A 14,789-nucleotide genomic window follows, 5' to 3' on the forward strand; every position below is an offset into this window, starting at 1 on the left:
GCCCCGGCCTCAGGCCGGCGAGGCGGGGAGCGGGGCGGCCATCCGGTGGGCCAGGTCGCCCAGGAAGCGGCGGACGGTGGCGTCCTCGCCCGTCACGTAGTGCAGGACGGCCCGGTAGAACGGTCCGTAGACCTCGCCGCGTTCGGTGACGGTCAGCGTGCAGCCCCCGCCGACCGGCGTCAGCCGGTACGTCCAGGTGCCGCCGTACGGGAGGTCGCGGTCCGCGATCCCGGTCACCAGGCGGTGCGGGGCCTCGCTCTCCAGCACCTCGTAGGTGGTGTGCCCGTGCCGGCCGTACTCGCGCCAGCGGGCCAGGCCGTCGGCGGTCGCGGGCAGGACCTCGACGTGGGCCAGGCCCTGGCGCCAGGCCGGGTGGAGGCCGAGGTCGGTCAGCACCTCCCAGACCGCGCCGGGCGACTGGGTCAGCTCCAGACCGCCCTCGCTGACGTGCTCCACCGGCAGCCTCCGACCGGCGGCCAGCGTCGCCAGTACCGCACCGGCCCCGGTCGCCAGCACCACGCCGGCACCGGTCCACAGCCGTCCGTTCATCCGTCGGCTCCTCACGCCCCGCGTCCGGCCCCGCCTCCATCATCGCGCCGCACCGCCGGGCGGGCGCGCCGCGGCGGCCAGGCAGCGCGGCGACCGCCCGGACGAGCGGGGGGAGGAGGGGCCGGCCGGGGAACGGGCGAGCGGCGGGATAACCGCTGGATCGTGGCGCCCGCCTCCCCCAGACTGTCCCGGTGCCCGCCGGAACGGGGCTTCAAAGCCCGTAGGCTGGGCAGGTAGGGACCATGGAGCGAGGCGTTCCATGGGTGACGAGAGGTTCGACCGTCGGCATCCGGCCCGCCGGCATCCGGGCACGGCCGGATGGGGCGGCGGCAGCCGACCGGAGGGAGACGCTGGGTGATCGAGCTGGAAGATGTTCCCGAGTTGATCGACCCGGTGATGGTCTGCGCCTTCGAGGGGTGGAACGATGCGGGCGACGCCGCCTCCGCGGCACTGGCGCATCTGGACGAGACCTGGGGCGGCAAGGTCTTCGCCGCCCTCGACGCGGAGGACTACTACGACTTCCAGGTCAACCGGCCCACGGTCTGGCTGGACGGCGGCGTCCGCCGGATCACCTGGCCCACCACCCGGCTCTCGGTGATCCGGGTGACCGAGCCGACCACCCGGGACGTCGTGCTGGTGCGCGGCATCGAGCCCAGCATGCGCTGGCGCTCGTTCTGCAACGAGCTGCTCAACTTCGCGCACGAGCTCGGGGTCGAGCTGGTCGTGATCCTGGGCGCCCTGCTCGGCGACACCCCGCACAGCCGCCCGGTGCCGGTCAGCGGGGTCACCTCCGACCCCGATCTGGCCCGCCGCCTGGAGCTGGAGGAGAGCCGGTACGAGGGTCCGACCGGGATCGTCGGGGTGCTCCAGGAGGCGTGCACGCACGCCGGGGTGCCGGCGGTGACGCTCTGGGCCGCGGTGCCGCACTACGTCGCGCAGCCCCCCAACCCGAAGGCGACCCTCGCGCTGGTGAACAAGCTGGAGGACCTGCTGGACCTGCGCATCCCCCCGGGCGAGCTCGGCGAGGACGCCCGGGCCTGGCAGCTGGGGGTGGACCAGCTGGCCGCCGAGGACAGCGAGGTCGCCGAGTACGTCCAGCAGCTGGAGGAGGCCCAGGACACCGCCGACCTGCCGGAGGCCTCGGGCGACGCGATCGCCCGCGAGTTCGAGCGGTACCTGCGGCGGCGGGAGAACGTCGGACCGACCGGTGAGAAGCCGGTCGCCGGGCACGCCACGGCGGAGCGCCCGAGCGAGCCGGAGTCACCCGGCTCCCGGGAGAGTCAGGACGGCGCCGAGGAGGACTGACACCTCCCCGCGCGGTCGTCGGCGCAGCCGCTCACCGCACTCCACCGCCTGCGTCGAGGGGGTGACGGGACCGTGGTCCCGTCACCCCCTCGACGTGTCCGCGCCCGCGCGGCGGTGGCGTCCTCGGCCGGACGCCCGCGCCGCGGAGCGGCCGACGGCTACAGCGCGATGCCGAGCAGCGCGTCCACGGTGCGGGTGACCAGGCCGGGCGCGCCGATGTCGGACCCGCCCCCGGTCTGCTGGCGCTCCGCCCAGCGGTCCACCGCGGCGAGCGCGGCGGGCGCGTCCAGGTCCTCGGCGAGCGCCGCGCGGACCTCGGTGAGCAGCTGCTCGGCGTCCGGTCCGTCCGGGCGGCTGACCGCGGCGCGCCAGCGGGCGAGGCGCTCGACGGCCTCGTCCAGGGTGGCCTTGGTCCACTCCCAGTCCTCGCGGTAGTGGTGCGAGAGCAGGGCGAGGCGGATCGCGGCCGGGTCGACGCCCTCCCGGCGCAGGGCCGAGACGAAGACCAGGTTGCCGCGGGACTTCGACATCTTGTGCCCGTCCAGGCCGACCATGCCGGCGTGCACGTACGTCTTGGCGTACGGGTGGGCGCCGGTGGCGACCTGGGCGTGCGCGGCGCCCATCTCGTGGTGCGGGAAGGACAGGTCGCTGCCGCCGCCCTGGATGTCGAAGGACATCCCCAGGTACTGCAGGGCGATCGCGACGCACTCGATGTGCCAGCCGGGGCGGCCGTGGCCGAGCTCGGTGTCCCAGGCCGGCTCGCCCGGACGGGCGGCGAGCCAGAGCAGCGCGTCCAGCGGGTGGCGCTTGCCGGGGCGGTCCGGGTCGCCGCCACGCTCGGCGAAGACCGGGTGCATGGCCTCGCGGGCGAGCCCGGAGACCTCGCCGAAGTGCGGGTCGGACTCGACGGAGAAGTAGATGTCGCCGTCCAGCTCGTAGGCGGCCCCGCTCGCCAGCAGCTTCTGGACCAGCGGGACGATCCACGGGATCGACTCCACGGCGCCGATGTAGTGGGCCGGCGGGAGCAGCCTCAGGGCGGTCATGTCCTCGCGGAAGAGCGCGGTCTCGCGCTCGGCCAGCACCGTCCAGTCCTGTCCGGTGGCGACGGCGCGCTCCAGCAGCGGGTCGTCCACGTCGGTGACGTTCTGGACGTACAGGACGTCGTGGCCGGCGTCCTTCCACACGCGCTGCACCAGGTCGAAGGCGTTGTAGGTGGCGGCGTGGCCCATGTGGGTCGCGTCGTAGGGCGTGATGCCGCAGACGTAGATCCGGGCGGCGCCGTCCTGCGGCACGACCTCCCGGACGACACCCGTAGCGGTGTCGTGGATACGAAGGGGGAGCCCCTGACCAGGCAGGGCGGGAACCTCGGAAGCGGGCCAGGCATGCATGGGAATGACTTTAACCGCGCGAACATTTGAAAGCCTAACCAGTCGGGAAGATCGACTGGATTCGCCTGCTTTCGTTGCCTGAGCGGTTCTGGACTGATAGTGCGCATGGCTTGACGACCCCTGCCCGTTGGTGGGAGGGGTCCGATCGAGGCGCCCGGCCGGCCCTGCCGCCGACCGGGCGCTCGCGACCCACTGGTGATACGGCCGGAGCCGCTACAGCCGCTGCCAGAGGGCCGGAACGTTCGGCGGCTCCCAGCCCGGGAAGGCTGTGTGCCCCTGGAGGCAGCGGTAGGAGACGCCGGCATAGGTGACGCGGTCGCCCGCGTTGTAGGAGGTGCCCACGGTCCACGTCGTGGTCCCGCCCGTGGGGGTCGACGTCGGGGTCGAGGTCGGGGTCTGGGTGGGCGTCTGGGTGGGGGTCTGGGTCGGGTTGGGCGTCTGCGGCACGTTGAGGACGAAGTCGTACGTGCCCTCCTTCGCCGACCCGACCTGGCGGACGTTCATCAGCAGCCGCGCGTCGTAGATGGTGTCGGTGCTGTTGCGCGGCTCGTTCGGGAAGTAGAGCTGGGTGGTGAGCACCGGCCGGCCGGGCGCCTGGAGCTTGACGTGGATGTGCCGGGTGCGGCCCGGGTAGAGGCCGGGCACGATCGTGGTCAGGCTGAACGCGCCCTTGGCGTCGGTGAACTGGTGGCCGCGGAAGTTGAAGCCGGCGTTGTCGTAGGCGCCGTTGACGTCGGCCTGCCAGAAGTCCAGCAGTACACCGGAGATCGGCAGGCACGCGCGGCCGAAGACGAAGCCGCTGACGGTGAGCCGGGTGCCCGGCGTGCTGCTGGTGATCAGCGAGCTGCGCAGCGGGGAGTTGGGCTTGAAGTACGGGCCTTCGGTCTGCTCGATGGTGGGAGCGTCGCCGTCGTGGCAGGCCGGGGTGAAATCGGGGGTCTCGCCGGTGCCGACCCGGTCACGGGCCAGTGCGACGCCACCGCCGACCAGCAGCGGTGCGGTGCCGAGCACGGCGGCGGCCCTCAGGACGGTCTTGCGGCTGATCCGGCGGTCGATCGGACCGTCCGTCCCGGTGGTGGGCTCTTCGGACGCGGGCATGCGCCGACTCCTTCGGTGTGAGTGTGGGGGATCGTTCGTGCCAGGGGTAGGGGGACGGTGCAGGGACCCGCACCGGAGCCCGTGGGGGGCGGTCTGGGGGCGGCCCTTGCCATGGTGGGGGCATGACAAGGACCCGGCCGGCGACCGACCCGCTCGCGCCGGGCGGGCCGCCGGTGGCCAGCAGTCAAACTACGGGCCGTCCGGAGCCGCCGCGATGGACCTGATCCGGGGATCGTGGTGATTTCCTCCGACCCGGGTACGGAACTCCCCCGGCGTCATCCCGGTCTCCCGGCGGAAGAACCGGCAGAAGTACGCCGGATCACCGAACCCGGCCTCCCTGGAGACCTGGCGGACCGTCAGTTCGGTGCAGGCCAGCAGGCGTTTCGCCTCCAGGGTCTGCTGCTGGCGGATCAGCCGGCCCGGCGTCCGACCGGTCGCCTGTTTGACCATGGCCTGCAGGTGGCTCACCGAGACGCCCAGCTCGTGGGCGCAGGAGGCGACCGAACGCTGCACCCCGCCCGAGGTCGCGACCAGCCGGGTGAAGGCGGCGGCCAGATCGCCGGTGCGACCGGGGGACGCCCCCGGCCCGGCCGGCGAACAGGCCCGCAGCGCACGGACGATGAGAATGTGCAGACTGGCCCGCAGGACCCCCGGGTAGCCGGTCGGCCGGGCCCGGAACTCCTCCTCCATGTCGGCCAGCAGCGCGGCGATCGGGCCGGCCTGCTCGCCCAGCCGCACGGCCGGACGGGCCGCCAGGGTGCGCAGCGCGGCGAGGTCCTGGGGGTGGGCGAGCAGGAAGTCCTCGTTGAAGAGGACCACCTGCCCGGTGAGGTCGTCCGCGTCCGCCCAGTAGTGCACCTGGCCGGGCGCGATCACGCACAACTGCGGTGGTTGCAGCGACCGGTGGGCCAGGTCGAGGACGTGGGCGCCGCGTCCGCCGGTGACGTACACGATCTCGTAGAAGGAGTGCCGGTGGGGGAAGCCCGCGCGGGAGAGCGGGCCGATGGTGTCGAAACTGCCGATCGCGAAGGGGAGCAGATGCGGCAACGGGACCTGTAAGCGGTGCAGCGGCAGGTCCAGGTGGGGGGTGGTCCGTCGCTCGTCCATCGTCGCAGTGTGCGGCCGGTCCGGCATACCGGTCCAGACCACTTCCGGCTGCGGAGGCCCGTCGGACGCACGGGCGCGGCCGCGGCCGGGTGGTTCGGACACGGTGGTGTCGCGACGGGCCGGGCGCTACGGGCCGGATTCTGCGGCCGGGCCCCACCGCAGGGTTCCACGGCCGGGTCCTACGGCAGGGCGCCGCGGGCCGGGCTGCACGGCCGGACGGGGCGCTCCCCGCCCGGGTGTGCCCGGGTCAGATCGGCGGCCACGGGATGGACGGCCAGTCGTCGGACGGCAGCGGGTGGGCCCCGGTGACGCGCAGCGCCGCCACCCGCGCCCGGGTGGCGTCCAGTTCGGCGACGGTCAGGTGCGGCGCCAGCCGCGCCCCCAGCGCGCCGTCCAACTCCTCGGCCAGTCCGGCCAGCACCTCCGCGGACTCGGCGGGCAACGGCTGCCCGGCCCAGCCCCAGAGCAGGGTGCGCAGCTTGCCCTCGGTGTTGAAGGTGACGCCGTGGTCGATGCCGTAGATCCGGCCGTCGGCGGCCGGGATCAGGTGGCCGCCCTTGCGGTCCGCGTTGTTGAGCACGGCGTCCAGCACCGCGAGCCGCCGCAGCCGCTCGTCGTCGGGGTGCACCAGCAGGGCGGTGCGCCCGCCGCCCACCTCGGCCCGGACGATCGGCAACCAGCCCGCCTCCGCGCCGCGCGGGTCCTGGAGTGCGAGCAGCGGCTCGGCGTCCGGGTCCGGCTCCACCCAGAGCTGCACCATGCCCGGCCCGTGCGGGCCCTCGCGCAGCACGGTCGGCGGGATCAGCGCCCAACCGGTGGCGGCCGACACCTCGTACGCGGCGATCTCGCGGCCGGCCAGGGTGCCGTCCGGGAAGTCCCACAGCGGACGTTCGCCGGCCACCGGCTTGTAGACCGCCTGGGCGGTGCGGTCGTCCAGCGCGACGGTGCAGTAGAGCGCGGCGTTGGAGGCGTCGGTGAGCCGCCCGTGGACGGTCAGCGTGCCCTCGCGGAGCAGGCGCAGCGCGGTGGACGGGTCGGCGGCGAGCGCGGCGGCCGCCGCCGGGTCGGCCCGGGGCGCCTCGACGGTGTCGGCGCCCGTGTCGCCGTCGGTGGCCGTGTCACTACCGGTGGCCGTGTCGCCGTCGGTGGCCGTTCCGGGCCCGGGGGCGTCCGGCGCGGCGGTCGCGGGCCCGGCGGCGTCGGGGCCCTCGGCCCGGGGCGGGGTCCCGGTGTTCAGCGCCGGTAGCCGTTCGCGCGCGGGCACAGGTGGCCCTCCGGGTCGAGCGGCAGGTTGCAGAACGGGCAGGGCTTGCGACCGGCCGCCACCAGGTCCAGCGCCCGCTTGGCGAACACCCGGGCCATCGCGCCGGAGAGCCGCACCCGGAGCATGTCCGGGCCGTTCTCGTCGTCCTCGAAGACGGCGGCGCCCTCCTCCTCCTCGTCCTCGACCAGGGCCTGCGCCTCGACCACCAGGCAGCTGTCCACGGTGTCCCACGCCAGCGCCATCGTGCCGACCCGGAACTCCTGCTCCAGCGGCAGGTCCAGCGGCGCGGTGTCGAGCAGGTCCTGCGGGGCGGTCGGCGGGATGGACGCCGATCCGCCGCTGCGGCGCAGCGCCTCGTCGAGGACCTCCTCGATCCGCTCGGCGAGCGCGGTCACCTGGGTCTTCTCCAGCAGCACGCTGGTGATCCGCCCCCGGGCGCTCGCCTGGAGGTAGAACGCCCGGGCGCCGGGCTGGCCGACGGTGCCGGCCACGAACCGTTCGGGCTGGTCGTAGAAGTAGACCTGACGGGGCACGCTCTCGCTCCGGATCGTCTCGATCGTCGTAGGGATCGTTCGGGGATATGGGGGTCGGCCGGGGTCCGGGGGACTCATGGTCACCCTACGACCTCCCGGGCCGCGCCGGGGAGCCGAGCCCCGGGCGGGGAGGCCCGCGAACAGGGCACCGCGGGCGGAGGTTCGCCGCGACGGGCTGTCCGGCGCGGCCCCGGGCCGTGCGGTGGTGCTCAGGCCGTCCCGGTGGAGCCGCCGACCACGGCGTCCCCGCTCGACGCCGGGTCGCCCTCGGGCGCCCCCGGACCCCCCGGCCGGCCCGGGCCGGCCGGCCTCGGGGCCAGCGAGGTGAGGTCGCCGGAGTCACCCATCCTCAGCACGAAGGGGCGCCGCGCGGTGTAGCGGATCGCGGTCACCGAACAGGGGTCGACGTTGATCCGCTGGAAGTGGTCGAGGTGCAGACCGAGCGCGTCGGCCACCACCGCCTTGATCACGTCGCCGTGCGAGCAGGCGATCCAGACCGCGTCCTCGCCGTGCTCGGCCGCGACCTTCTCGTTCCACTCGCGGACCGCGCCGACCGTCCGGTGGCTCAGTTCGCGCAGCGACTCCCCGCCGGGGAACGCCGCCGCCGCCGCGTGGTCCTGGACGGTGCGCCAGAGCGGCTCCTTCGCCAGCTCCGCGAGCGGCCGGCCGGTCCAGTCGCCGTAGTGGCACTCGCCGAGCCGCTCGTCGAGGGCGGGCTCGCCCGGTGCGGAACCGCCCCTCTCGGGACCGGCCAGCTCGGGCCGGACCGCGAGCAGCGGCTCCAGGGTCTGCCGGCACCGCTCCAGGGGGCTGCTGACCGCCTGGACCAGCGGGATCCCGGCGAGTCGGCCGGCCAGCGCGGCCGCCTGCTCGCGCCCGGTGTCGTCGAGGTCCACCCCCGGGGTCCAACCGGCCAGGATTCCGGCGGTGTTCGCGGTGGAGCGGCCGTGGCGGACGAGCAGCAGGGTCGGCATGGGGCCCACCCTACGGCTTCCCGGCTCCCCGCGGGGTCGAAAGGATCTTGCCGGGCCGGGCTGAGGATCGCGCCGAGCCCGGCCGACGGCCCGCACCGCCGGTCGCGGCAGGTACCCCCCGGGGCGCCCCAGGGGCGACAATGACCCGCATGATCGTCCACTGCGCCATCTACCGGGACGGCCGCCCGGTCGCGACGCCCGCGGACCCCGCCGGCTCCCTCGCCGCCGCGCGGGCGGCAGGCCGGGGCGGCTTCGTCTGGATAGGCCTGTTCGAACCCACCACCGAGGAACTCGACGAGGTCAGCACCGAGTTCGGTCTGCACCCGCTGTCGGTCGAGGACGCGGTCAGCGCCCACCAGCGCCCCAAGGTGGAGGTCTACCAGGGATCGCTCTTCGTCGCCCTCAAGACGCTCGGCTACCACCCCGACGGCCACGCCGTCACCAGTGGCGAGGTGATGCTCTTCGTCGGCGAGGACTTCGTGATGACGGTCCGCCACGGTGCCGACACCCCGCTCGGCGAGCTGCGCCACGAGCTGGAGGAGCAGCCCGAGCTGCTCAGGTACGGCCCGAGCGCCGTGCTGCACTCGGTCTGCGACCGGGTGGTGGACGGGTACGTGGACGTGGCCGTCGGGCTCCAGGCGGACCTCGACGAGCTGGAGGCCGACGTGTTCGCCCCCGGCCGGGTCGGCCGCGACATCGCGAGCCGGATCTACGGATACAAGCGGCAGCTGGTGACCGTCCGCCGGGCCACCGGGCCGCTGCTCGACCCGATGCTGCGGCTGGAGCGCGGCGGCGTCCCGTTCGTCCGGCCCGAGGCGCTGCCCTACCTGCGGGACGTCGCCGACCACCTGGCCCGGGCCAACGACCAGGTGGAGGGCATGGACCGGCTGCTCTCCGACATCCTCGCCGCCAACCTGGCGCAGGTGAGCGTGCAGCAGAACAACGACATGCGGAAGATCTCCGCCTGGGCGGCGCTGGCCGCCGTGCCGACGATGATCGCCGGCGTGTACGGCATGAACTTCGACGACATGCCCGAGCTCCGCCAGCCCTGGGGGTACCCGGCCGCGGTCGGGGTGATGGTGACGGTCTGCCTGGTGCTGCACCGGGTGTTCAAGCGGCACGGCTGGCTGTGAGACGGGCCGGGGCGGGGGCCTCGCGCCACCTCCCCGGCTCCGGTCCCTCCACCCCGGTCCCCGGTCCCTGCTCCGGTCCCGCTCCGGCCCCGGCCTCGCGGGTCCGCCCCGGGCCCGCTCCGGCCCCGCGGGTCCGCCCCGGGCCCGCTCCGGCCCCGCGGGTCAGGCCAGCCCGGCGCGCTCCAGCGCCTCGACACCGGTGCGCAGCGCCCGGAGCCGCTCGTCCAGGGTGAAGCCGGACGGCGCCAGGGTCAGCGTGGTGACGCCCGCGTCCGCGTAGGCCTGCATCCGGTCGGCGATCCGCGCGGTGTCGCCGACCAGCGAGGTGGCGTCGATCAGGTCGTGCGGGACGGCCGCCGCGGCACCGGCGTAGTCCTTGGCCAGGTAGCGCTCCTGGATCTCGTCGGCGGCCTGCTCGTAGCCCATGCGGCGCGTGAGCTGGTTGTAGAAGTTCTTCTCCTTGCTGCCCATTCCGCCGATGTAGAGCGCGGCGTAGGAGCGCTGGGAGTCGACGCCCGCCTTGATGTCCTCGCCGACCGCGATGGTGACGGTCGGGCAGAGGTCGAAGCCCTCCAGCTCCCTGCCCGCCTTGGCCCGGCCGGCCTTCAGCGGGTCGAGCGAGAGCGCGGCGTGCTCGGGGGCGAAGAAGATGCCCAGCCAGCCGTCGGCGATCTCGCCGGTCTGTTCGAGGTTCTTCGGGCCGATCGCGGCGATGTACAGCGGGATGTGCTCTCGCACCGGGTGCACGGTGAGCTTGATCGGCTTGCCGGGCCCGCCGGGCAACGGCAGCGTCCAGTGCTCGCCCTCGTGGACCAGCCGCTCGCGGGACATCGCCTTGCGGATGATCTCGACGTACTCGCGCGTGCGGGCCAGCGGCTTGTCGAACTTCACGCCGTACCAGCCCTCGGAGACCTGGGGGCCCGAGACGCCGAGGCCCAGCCGGAACCGGCCGCCGGAGAGGGTGTCCAGGGTCGCCGCGGTCATCGCGGTCATCGCCGGGGTGCGGGCCGGGATCTGGAAGATGGCCGAGCCGACGTCGATCCGCTCGGTCCTGGCCGCGACGAACGACAGCACGGTGGCCGCGTCCGACCCGTAGGCCTCGGCCGCCCAGCAGACCGAGTAACCGAGCCGGTCGGCCTCCTGCGCGACGGCGACGTTGTCGGCGTCCATGCCGAGTCCCCAGTAGCCGAGGTTGATACCGAGTCGCATGGCACTGCCTTCCAGTCAGGTGTTCCGTGAGGGTAACCGGGCGTCCGGCGGCCATGCTACTGGCCGGTAGAGGTGACCCGGGTCACATTCGGGCCGCGCCCCGGACGACCGGGCGGGCGGTGATCGTTCTGCGGGTCTGCACACCTGCCCGGGCACCGGCCGCTACGCTCAGCCGACGTGGGGGCGCCATGCCCCACCTGCGCGTTTGCCCCCCGATCTCCCCCAGATCTCCCCCCGACGTCCGCCCGATGTCCCCTCGATATCGGCCAGTGAGAGGGCCCGTCCGATGGAAAAGCGTCACCTCGGCCGCACCGGGCTGCAGGTCTCCCGGCTCGGCCTCGGCACCATGACCTGGGGCCGCGACACCGACGAGCAGACGGCCGCCGAGCAGCTCAAGGAGTTCGTGGACGCCGGCGGCGACCTGGTCGACACCGCCGACGTCTACGCCGACGGCGACGCCGAGTACCTGCTCTCCCGGCTCACCGACAGCCTGATCCCCCGCTCCGACCTGGTCATCGCCACCAAGGCGGGCAGCGTCCCCGCCTCCGGCCGCCGTTTCGACGGCTCCCGCGGCCACCTGCTCGCCGCCCTCGACGCCTCGCTGCGCCGGCTCGGCACCGACTACGTCGACCTCTGGCAGGTGCACGCCTTCGACCCGGCCACGCCGGTCGAGGAGACCCTCAGCGCCCTGGACATCGCCGTCGCCTCCGGGCGCGCCCGGTACGTCGGGGTCTGCGACTACAGCGGCTGGCAGCTCGCCAGGGCGGCCACCTGGCAGAACGCCCACCACGGCCGGGTCCCGCTGGCCGGCGCGCAGCTGGAGTACTCGCTGCTCCAGCGCGGGATCGAGCGGGAGGCGGTGCCCGCCGCGAAGGACGGCGGGGTCGGCCTGCTCGCCTCCTCCCCGCTCGGGCGCGGCGTGCTCACCGGGAAGTACCGGCACGGCGTCCCGCAGGACTCGCGCGGCGCCTCGCCGTACCTCACCGGGTTCGTGCAGCCGTACCTCGGGGAGCGGTCCCGACGGATCGTGGACGCCGTCGCCACCGCCGCCGACGGGCTCGGCAGCAGCCCGCTGGCGGTGGCACTGGCGTGGGTCCGGGACCGGCCCGGGGTGGCGAGCGCGCTGGTCGGCGCGCGGACGGTGGCGCAGTTGCAGGCGTCGTTGTCGGTGGAGGCACTTACGCTTCCGAGTGAGATCCGCGGTGCGCTCGACGACATCTCGGCGCCGGTCCACCGCTACCCCGACCAGGGGTGGAGCGAGCTGTAGGACGGCCCGCCCCCGCCCCGCGACCCGACGGACCGGACCCGACCCCGTAACGAACGACGTGATGTAGTGCCTGTGGCCGTCCGTACCGCCTGCGGCGTCCGTACGGCCCGCCGGCGTGTGCCGACCCTGTAGTACCGAACCGACCGATCGTCGGCCCGGCCGCCCCGCGCGGCGCGCGGCCGGCCCGAATCTGCCGACCGCCCGCACGACGGGGCGGCCGGTGCCCAGCAGTGGAGTTGAGCTTTTGTGGAGCGAACGATGAGTGACACGGAGAACGGCGCTCCGGAGGAGACTTCGGCGACCCCGGGCACCGGCGGCTCCGCCGCCGTCCCCGCACCCTCTCCCGACCCCTCGTCCACGCCCGCACCTGCGTCCGCGTCTGCGCCCGCGTCCGTCCCTGCGCCCGCGTCCGACGACGAGGCCGGCAAGGCCGACAAGGCGGCGGCCGTGGCGGCGCTGGCCGAGGCGGTCCGGGCCGTCGGGCGGCCCGGCGGGGGCGACCGCGGCGGCAGCAGGGACGGTGGCGGGGCGGCCGGCACCACATCGGCGGCCGGGTCCCCCGCCGCTCACCGGGCTTCCGCCACCGAGGCTCCGACCGATCGGCCCGCGCCCGGGAGCGCCGCGACCGCAGCCGCCGGGCCCGTCACCGACGAGCAGCGGGACCAGGCGCTGCGGGACACGGCCGAGGTGCTCGCCGCAGGCGGCGCCCCGGCCGACCTGGCACCGGCCGCCGTGGCCGCGTTCGGCGACGGCGCCGCCGAGCAGCTGCGCAGGGACCCGTGGGCGGTACTGACCCTGCCCGCCGTCCGGCCCGAGCACGCGGACGGCTTCGCCCGCGGCCTGCTCGGCCCCGAAGCCGGTCCCGGCGACCCGCGCCGCGCCCAGGCGCTGGTCGGCTGGCTGCTGGAGCAGGCGGCCCTGCGCGGCCACTCGGCCCTGGAGATCGGCGAGGTCACGGCCGGACTCGACCGCCTCGGCGTGCCGGACTCCGCCGCCGCCGTCCAGGCCGCCGTACTCGACGGCCGGGCGATGCCCTTCCAGGAGGAACTCACCGGCGCCGAGGCCCACACCACCGGCGCCGACGACGAGGAGGACGAGCCGCCGACCCGCACGCTGCTCACGCTGGAGCGGCTGGCGCTGGCGGAGGAGAGCCTGGCGGACGGGCTGGTCCGGCTGATGTCGACCTTCGTTCCGGGGGAGGACCCGGCGGACGAGGACACCCGCGAGGACACGGGCGGGGACACCGGCGAGGACACGGGCGGGGACGCCGGCGGGGAGCAGGCCGCCGCCGAGCCTTCCGAGGGATCGTCGGAGGAGTCGTCCGGCGACTCGTCGAACGACTCGTCCGACGGCGAGGACGACGGGACCCTGGCCGACGAGGAGGGCCCGGCCGCCGCAGAGGCCGCCGCGGGGACCGCCGACACCGGGCAGTCCCCCGAGGAGTTCCCCGAGCCGCCCCTCGCACCCGGTCCGACCGCCTGGGAGGAGGCCGCCGCCGCAGCCCCGTCCTCCTCCGCGACCGCCCTGATCCGGGCCACCGCCGAGAGCGCCCTCGTCCTGCACACCGGCGGCGAGGCCGCCCGCGCCGAACCCGCCGCCCTGCTGACCGCCGCCACCGGCCTCGGTCTGCGCGCCTGGGCCGCCACCTGGACCGACCAGGGCCGGACCGCCTTCGCCGCGCTCACCGGGGCACCCGGCACCGCGCCCGTCGTCACCCTGGCCGAACTCCTGGCCGGCGTGGCCGGACCGGGGCGCTCCCCGGACGGCTCGCTCGCGCTCGACGTCCTGATCGTCCTGGACGCCCCGCTGCTGGACGTCGAACTGGCCGCCACCCTGCTGGAGTCGCTGGCCGACGGCACCCGGCTGGTGCTCAGCGGCGACCCGGGCCAGCTCTGGTCGGCGGGCCCCGGCCGGTTCTTCGCCGACCTGCTCACCGCCAAGGTCTGCCCGGCGGTGGCCTCCCGGACGCCGGACTTCGGCCCGATCGGCGAGCTGGTCTCCGGCATCGGCATCGGCGAGCTCCAGCCGGTCGACGCGCCCGACAAGGAGGTGGTCATCCTGACCGCCAAGGACGGCGGCGAGGCCGTCCACCGGGCCATCCAGCTGCTCACCGACTCCATCCCGCGCGCCCTCGGCATCCCGGCCGAGCAGGTGGTGCTGCTCACCCCCGGCCACGGCGGCACCGCCGGCACCCGGGCCCTGAACGCCGCGGCCAAGGCCAGGCTCAACCCGGGCCCGGGCCGGTTCGGCGGCTTCGACCCGGGCGACCGGGTGGCCGACTCGCCCGCCCCCGGCCACACCCGCCTGGCCCGGGTGGTCGACGGTGACGCCACCGGCCTGCACCTGGAGTACACGGACGGCGCCCGCCGGACGGTCCCGCCGGCCGAGGCCGCCCGGCTCCGGCACGGCTGGGCCTTGACCGTCCACCAGGCGGTCGGCCGCCGCTGGCCGGGTGCCGTGGTCGTCCTGCCCGACGACGCGGCCGCGGCGCTCACCCGCCAGTGGGTCTACACCGCCTTCGGCCGCGGCGAACGCCACCTCTCGGTGGTCCACGCCGCCGGCCCGGCGCTCCCCCAGGCGGTCACCGAGCGCCCGGCGTCGCCCCGCACCACCCGGCTCCGCGCCGTCCTGGCCGAGAACGCCGCCCAGGCGTACTGACCCGGCCCCCGCCGGCCGCACCCACGGCCGCACCCACGGGAGGGCTCCTCGTTCACGAGGGGCCCTCCCGTCGCGTTCCGTCACCCTCACCGTTCGCCCGCCGCCGGCCCTGCCACGGGTCCGGCCGCCGGTCCGGCCGGGACGGGGGCGGCGCACGCCGGCCGTTCGCCGCGGGGTCCATGAGCACAAGTCATCATTCCGGTAGAAATCAAGCCTTGGACGCATGGCACCAGCTCGGCGGAGGGTGGAGGCAGTTCGCCGGCCCGTCCCCCGGCGAACCCGGACCGACCGAGGAGTGCCGCCC

Annotated in this window: 12 protein-coding genes; 4 read left to right on the forward strand and 8 right to left on the reverse strand. The window is 75.0% G+C overall.

Annotated features, from left to right (window positions below):
- Nucleotides 1-9 precede the first annotated feature (9 nt).
- Nucleotides 10-549, reverse strand: a complete 540-nt coding sequence (locus ACFWIC_RS36030; protein WP_380361036.1) for an SRPBCC family protein — start codon at nt 547-549, stop codon at nt 10-12.
- Nucleotides 550-903: 354 nt separating this feature from the next.
- On the opposite strand from ACFWIC_RS36030, the gene ACFWIC_RS36035 reads away from it, so the two are divergent.
- Nucleotides 904-1,854 (forward strand): PAC2 family protein, encoded by a 951-nt coding sequence (locus tag ACFWIC_RS36035; protein WP_329877737.1) that lies wholly within the window; start codon nt 904-906, stop codon nt 1,852-1,854.
- 158 nt (nt 1,855-2,012) lie between these two features.
- On the opposite strand, the gene mshC is transcribed toward ACFWIC_RS36035, so the two are convergent.
- From mshC to ACFWIC_RS36065, 6 genes are all read right to left on the reverse strand, one after another.
- A complete protein-coding gene (mshC, locus tag ACFWIC_RS36040) occupies nt 2,013-3,242 on the reverse strand; it encodes a cysteine--1-D-myo-inosityl 2-amino-2-deoxy-alpha-D-glucopyranoside ligase (RefSeq protein WP_329877739.1) in 1,230 nt (409 codons plus the stop codon).
- A gap of 213 nt (nt 3,243-3,455) precedes the next feature.
- Nucleotides 3,456-4,340, reverse strand: a complete 885-nt coding sequence (locus ACFWIC_RS36045) for a carbohydrate-binding protein (protein ID WP_355406591.1) — start codon at nt 4,338-4,340, stop codon at nt 3,456-3,458.
- Between the two features lie 189 nt (nt 4,341-4,529).
- On the reverse strand, nt 4,530-5,447 hold the full coding sequence (locus ACFWIC_RS36050; RefSeq protein ID WP_329950184.1) for a helix-turn-helix domain-containing protein: 918 nt from the start codon (nt 5,445-5,447) through the stop codon (nt 4,530-4,532).
- Between the two features lie 247 nt (nt 5,448-5,694).
- Nucleotides 5,695-6,462 (reverse strand): SCO1664 family protein, encoded by a 768-nt coding sequence (locus ACFWIC_RS36055; protein ID WP_380361038.1) that lies wholly within the window; start codon nt 6,460-6,462, stop codon nt 5,695-5,697.
- A gap of 218 nt (nt 6,463-6,680) precedes the next feature.
- Nucleotides 6,681-7,244 carry a DUF3090 domain-containing protein gene (locus ACFWIC_RS36060; RefSeq protein ID WP_329877745.1) on the reverse strand — a complete coding sequence of 188 codons (564 nt, stop codon included), beginning with the start codon at nt 7,242-7,244 and terminating at the stop codon, nt 6,681-6,683.
- 209 nt (nt 7,245-7,453) lie between these two features.
- Nucleotides 7,454-8,218, reverse strand: coding sequence for a histidine phosphatase family protein (locus ACFWIC_RS36065; protein WP_380361035.1), 765 nt, complete (start codon nt 8,216-8,218; stop codon nt 7,454-7,456).
- A gap of 140 nt (nt 8,219-8,358) precedes the next feature.
- On the opposite strand from ACFWIC_RS36065, the gene ACFWIC_RS36070 reads away from it, so the two are divergent.
- Nucleotides 8,359-9,351 (forward strand): magnesium and cobalt transport protein CorA, encoded by a 993-nt coding sequence (locus ACFWIC_RS36070; protein ID WP_329877749.1) that lies wholly within the window; start codon nt 8,359-8,361, stop codon nt 9,349-9,351.
- Between the two features lie 162 nt (nt 9,352-9,513).
- On the opposite strand, the gene ACFWIC_RS36075 is transcribed toward ACFWIC_RS36070, so the two are convergent.
- Nucleotides 9,514-10,560 carry an LLM class F420-dependent oxidoreductase gene (locus tag ACFWIC_RS36075; RefSeq protein WP_329950182.1) on the reverse strand — a complete coding sequence of 349 codons (1,047 nt, stop codon included), beginning with the start codon at nt 10,558-10,560 and terminating at the stop codon, nt 9,514-9,516.
- 286 nt (nt 10,561-10,846) lie between these two features.
- On the opposite strand from ACFWIC_RS36075, the gene ACFWIC_RS36080 reads away from it, so the two are divergent.
- Both ACFWIC_RS36080 and ACFWIC_RS36085 read left to right on the forward strand, forming a co-directional pair.
- Nucleotides 10,847-11,827: an aldo/keto reductase gene (locus tag ACFWIC_RS36080; RefSeq protein ID WP_380361034.1), complete on the forward strand. Its 981-nt coding sequence runs from the start codon at nt 10,847-10,849 to the stop codon at nt 11,825-11,827.
- Nucleotides 11,828-12,085: 258 nt separating this feature from the next.
- Nucleotides 12,086-14,485 (forward strand): ATP-binding domain-containing protein, encoded by a 2,400-nt coding sequence (locus tag ACFWIC_RS36085; protein ID WP_380521159.1) that lies wholly within the window; start codon nt 12,086-12,088, stop codon nt 14,483-14,485.
- Nucleotides 14,486-14,789: the final 304 nt, after the last annotated feature.

Origin of the sequence: Kitasatospora sp. NPDC127035 (assembly GCF_042726075.1) — a bacterium.
Lineage (GTDB): Bacteria > Actinomycetota > Actinomycetes > Streptomycetales > Streptomycetaceae > Kitasatospora.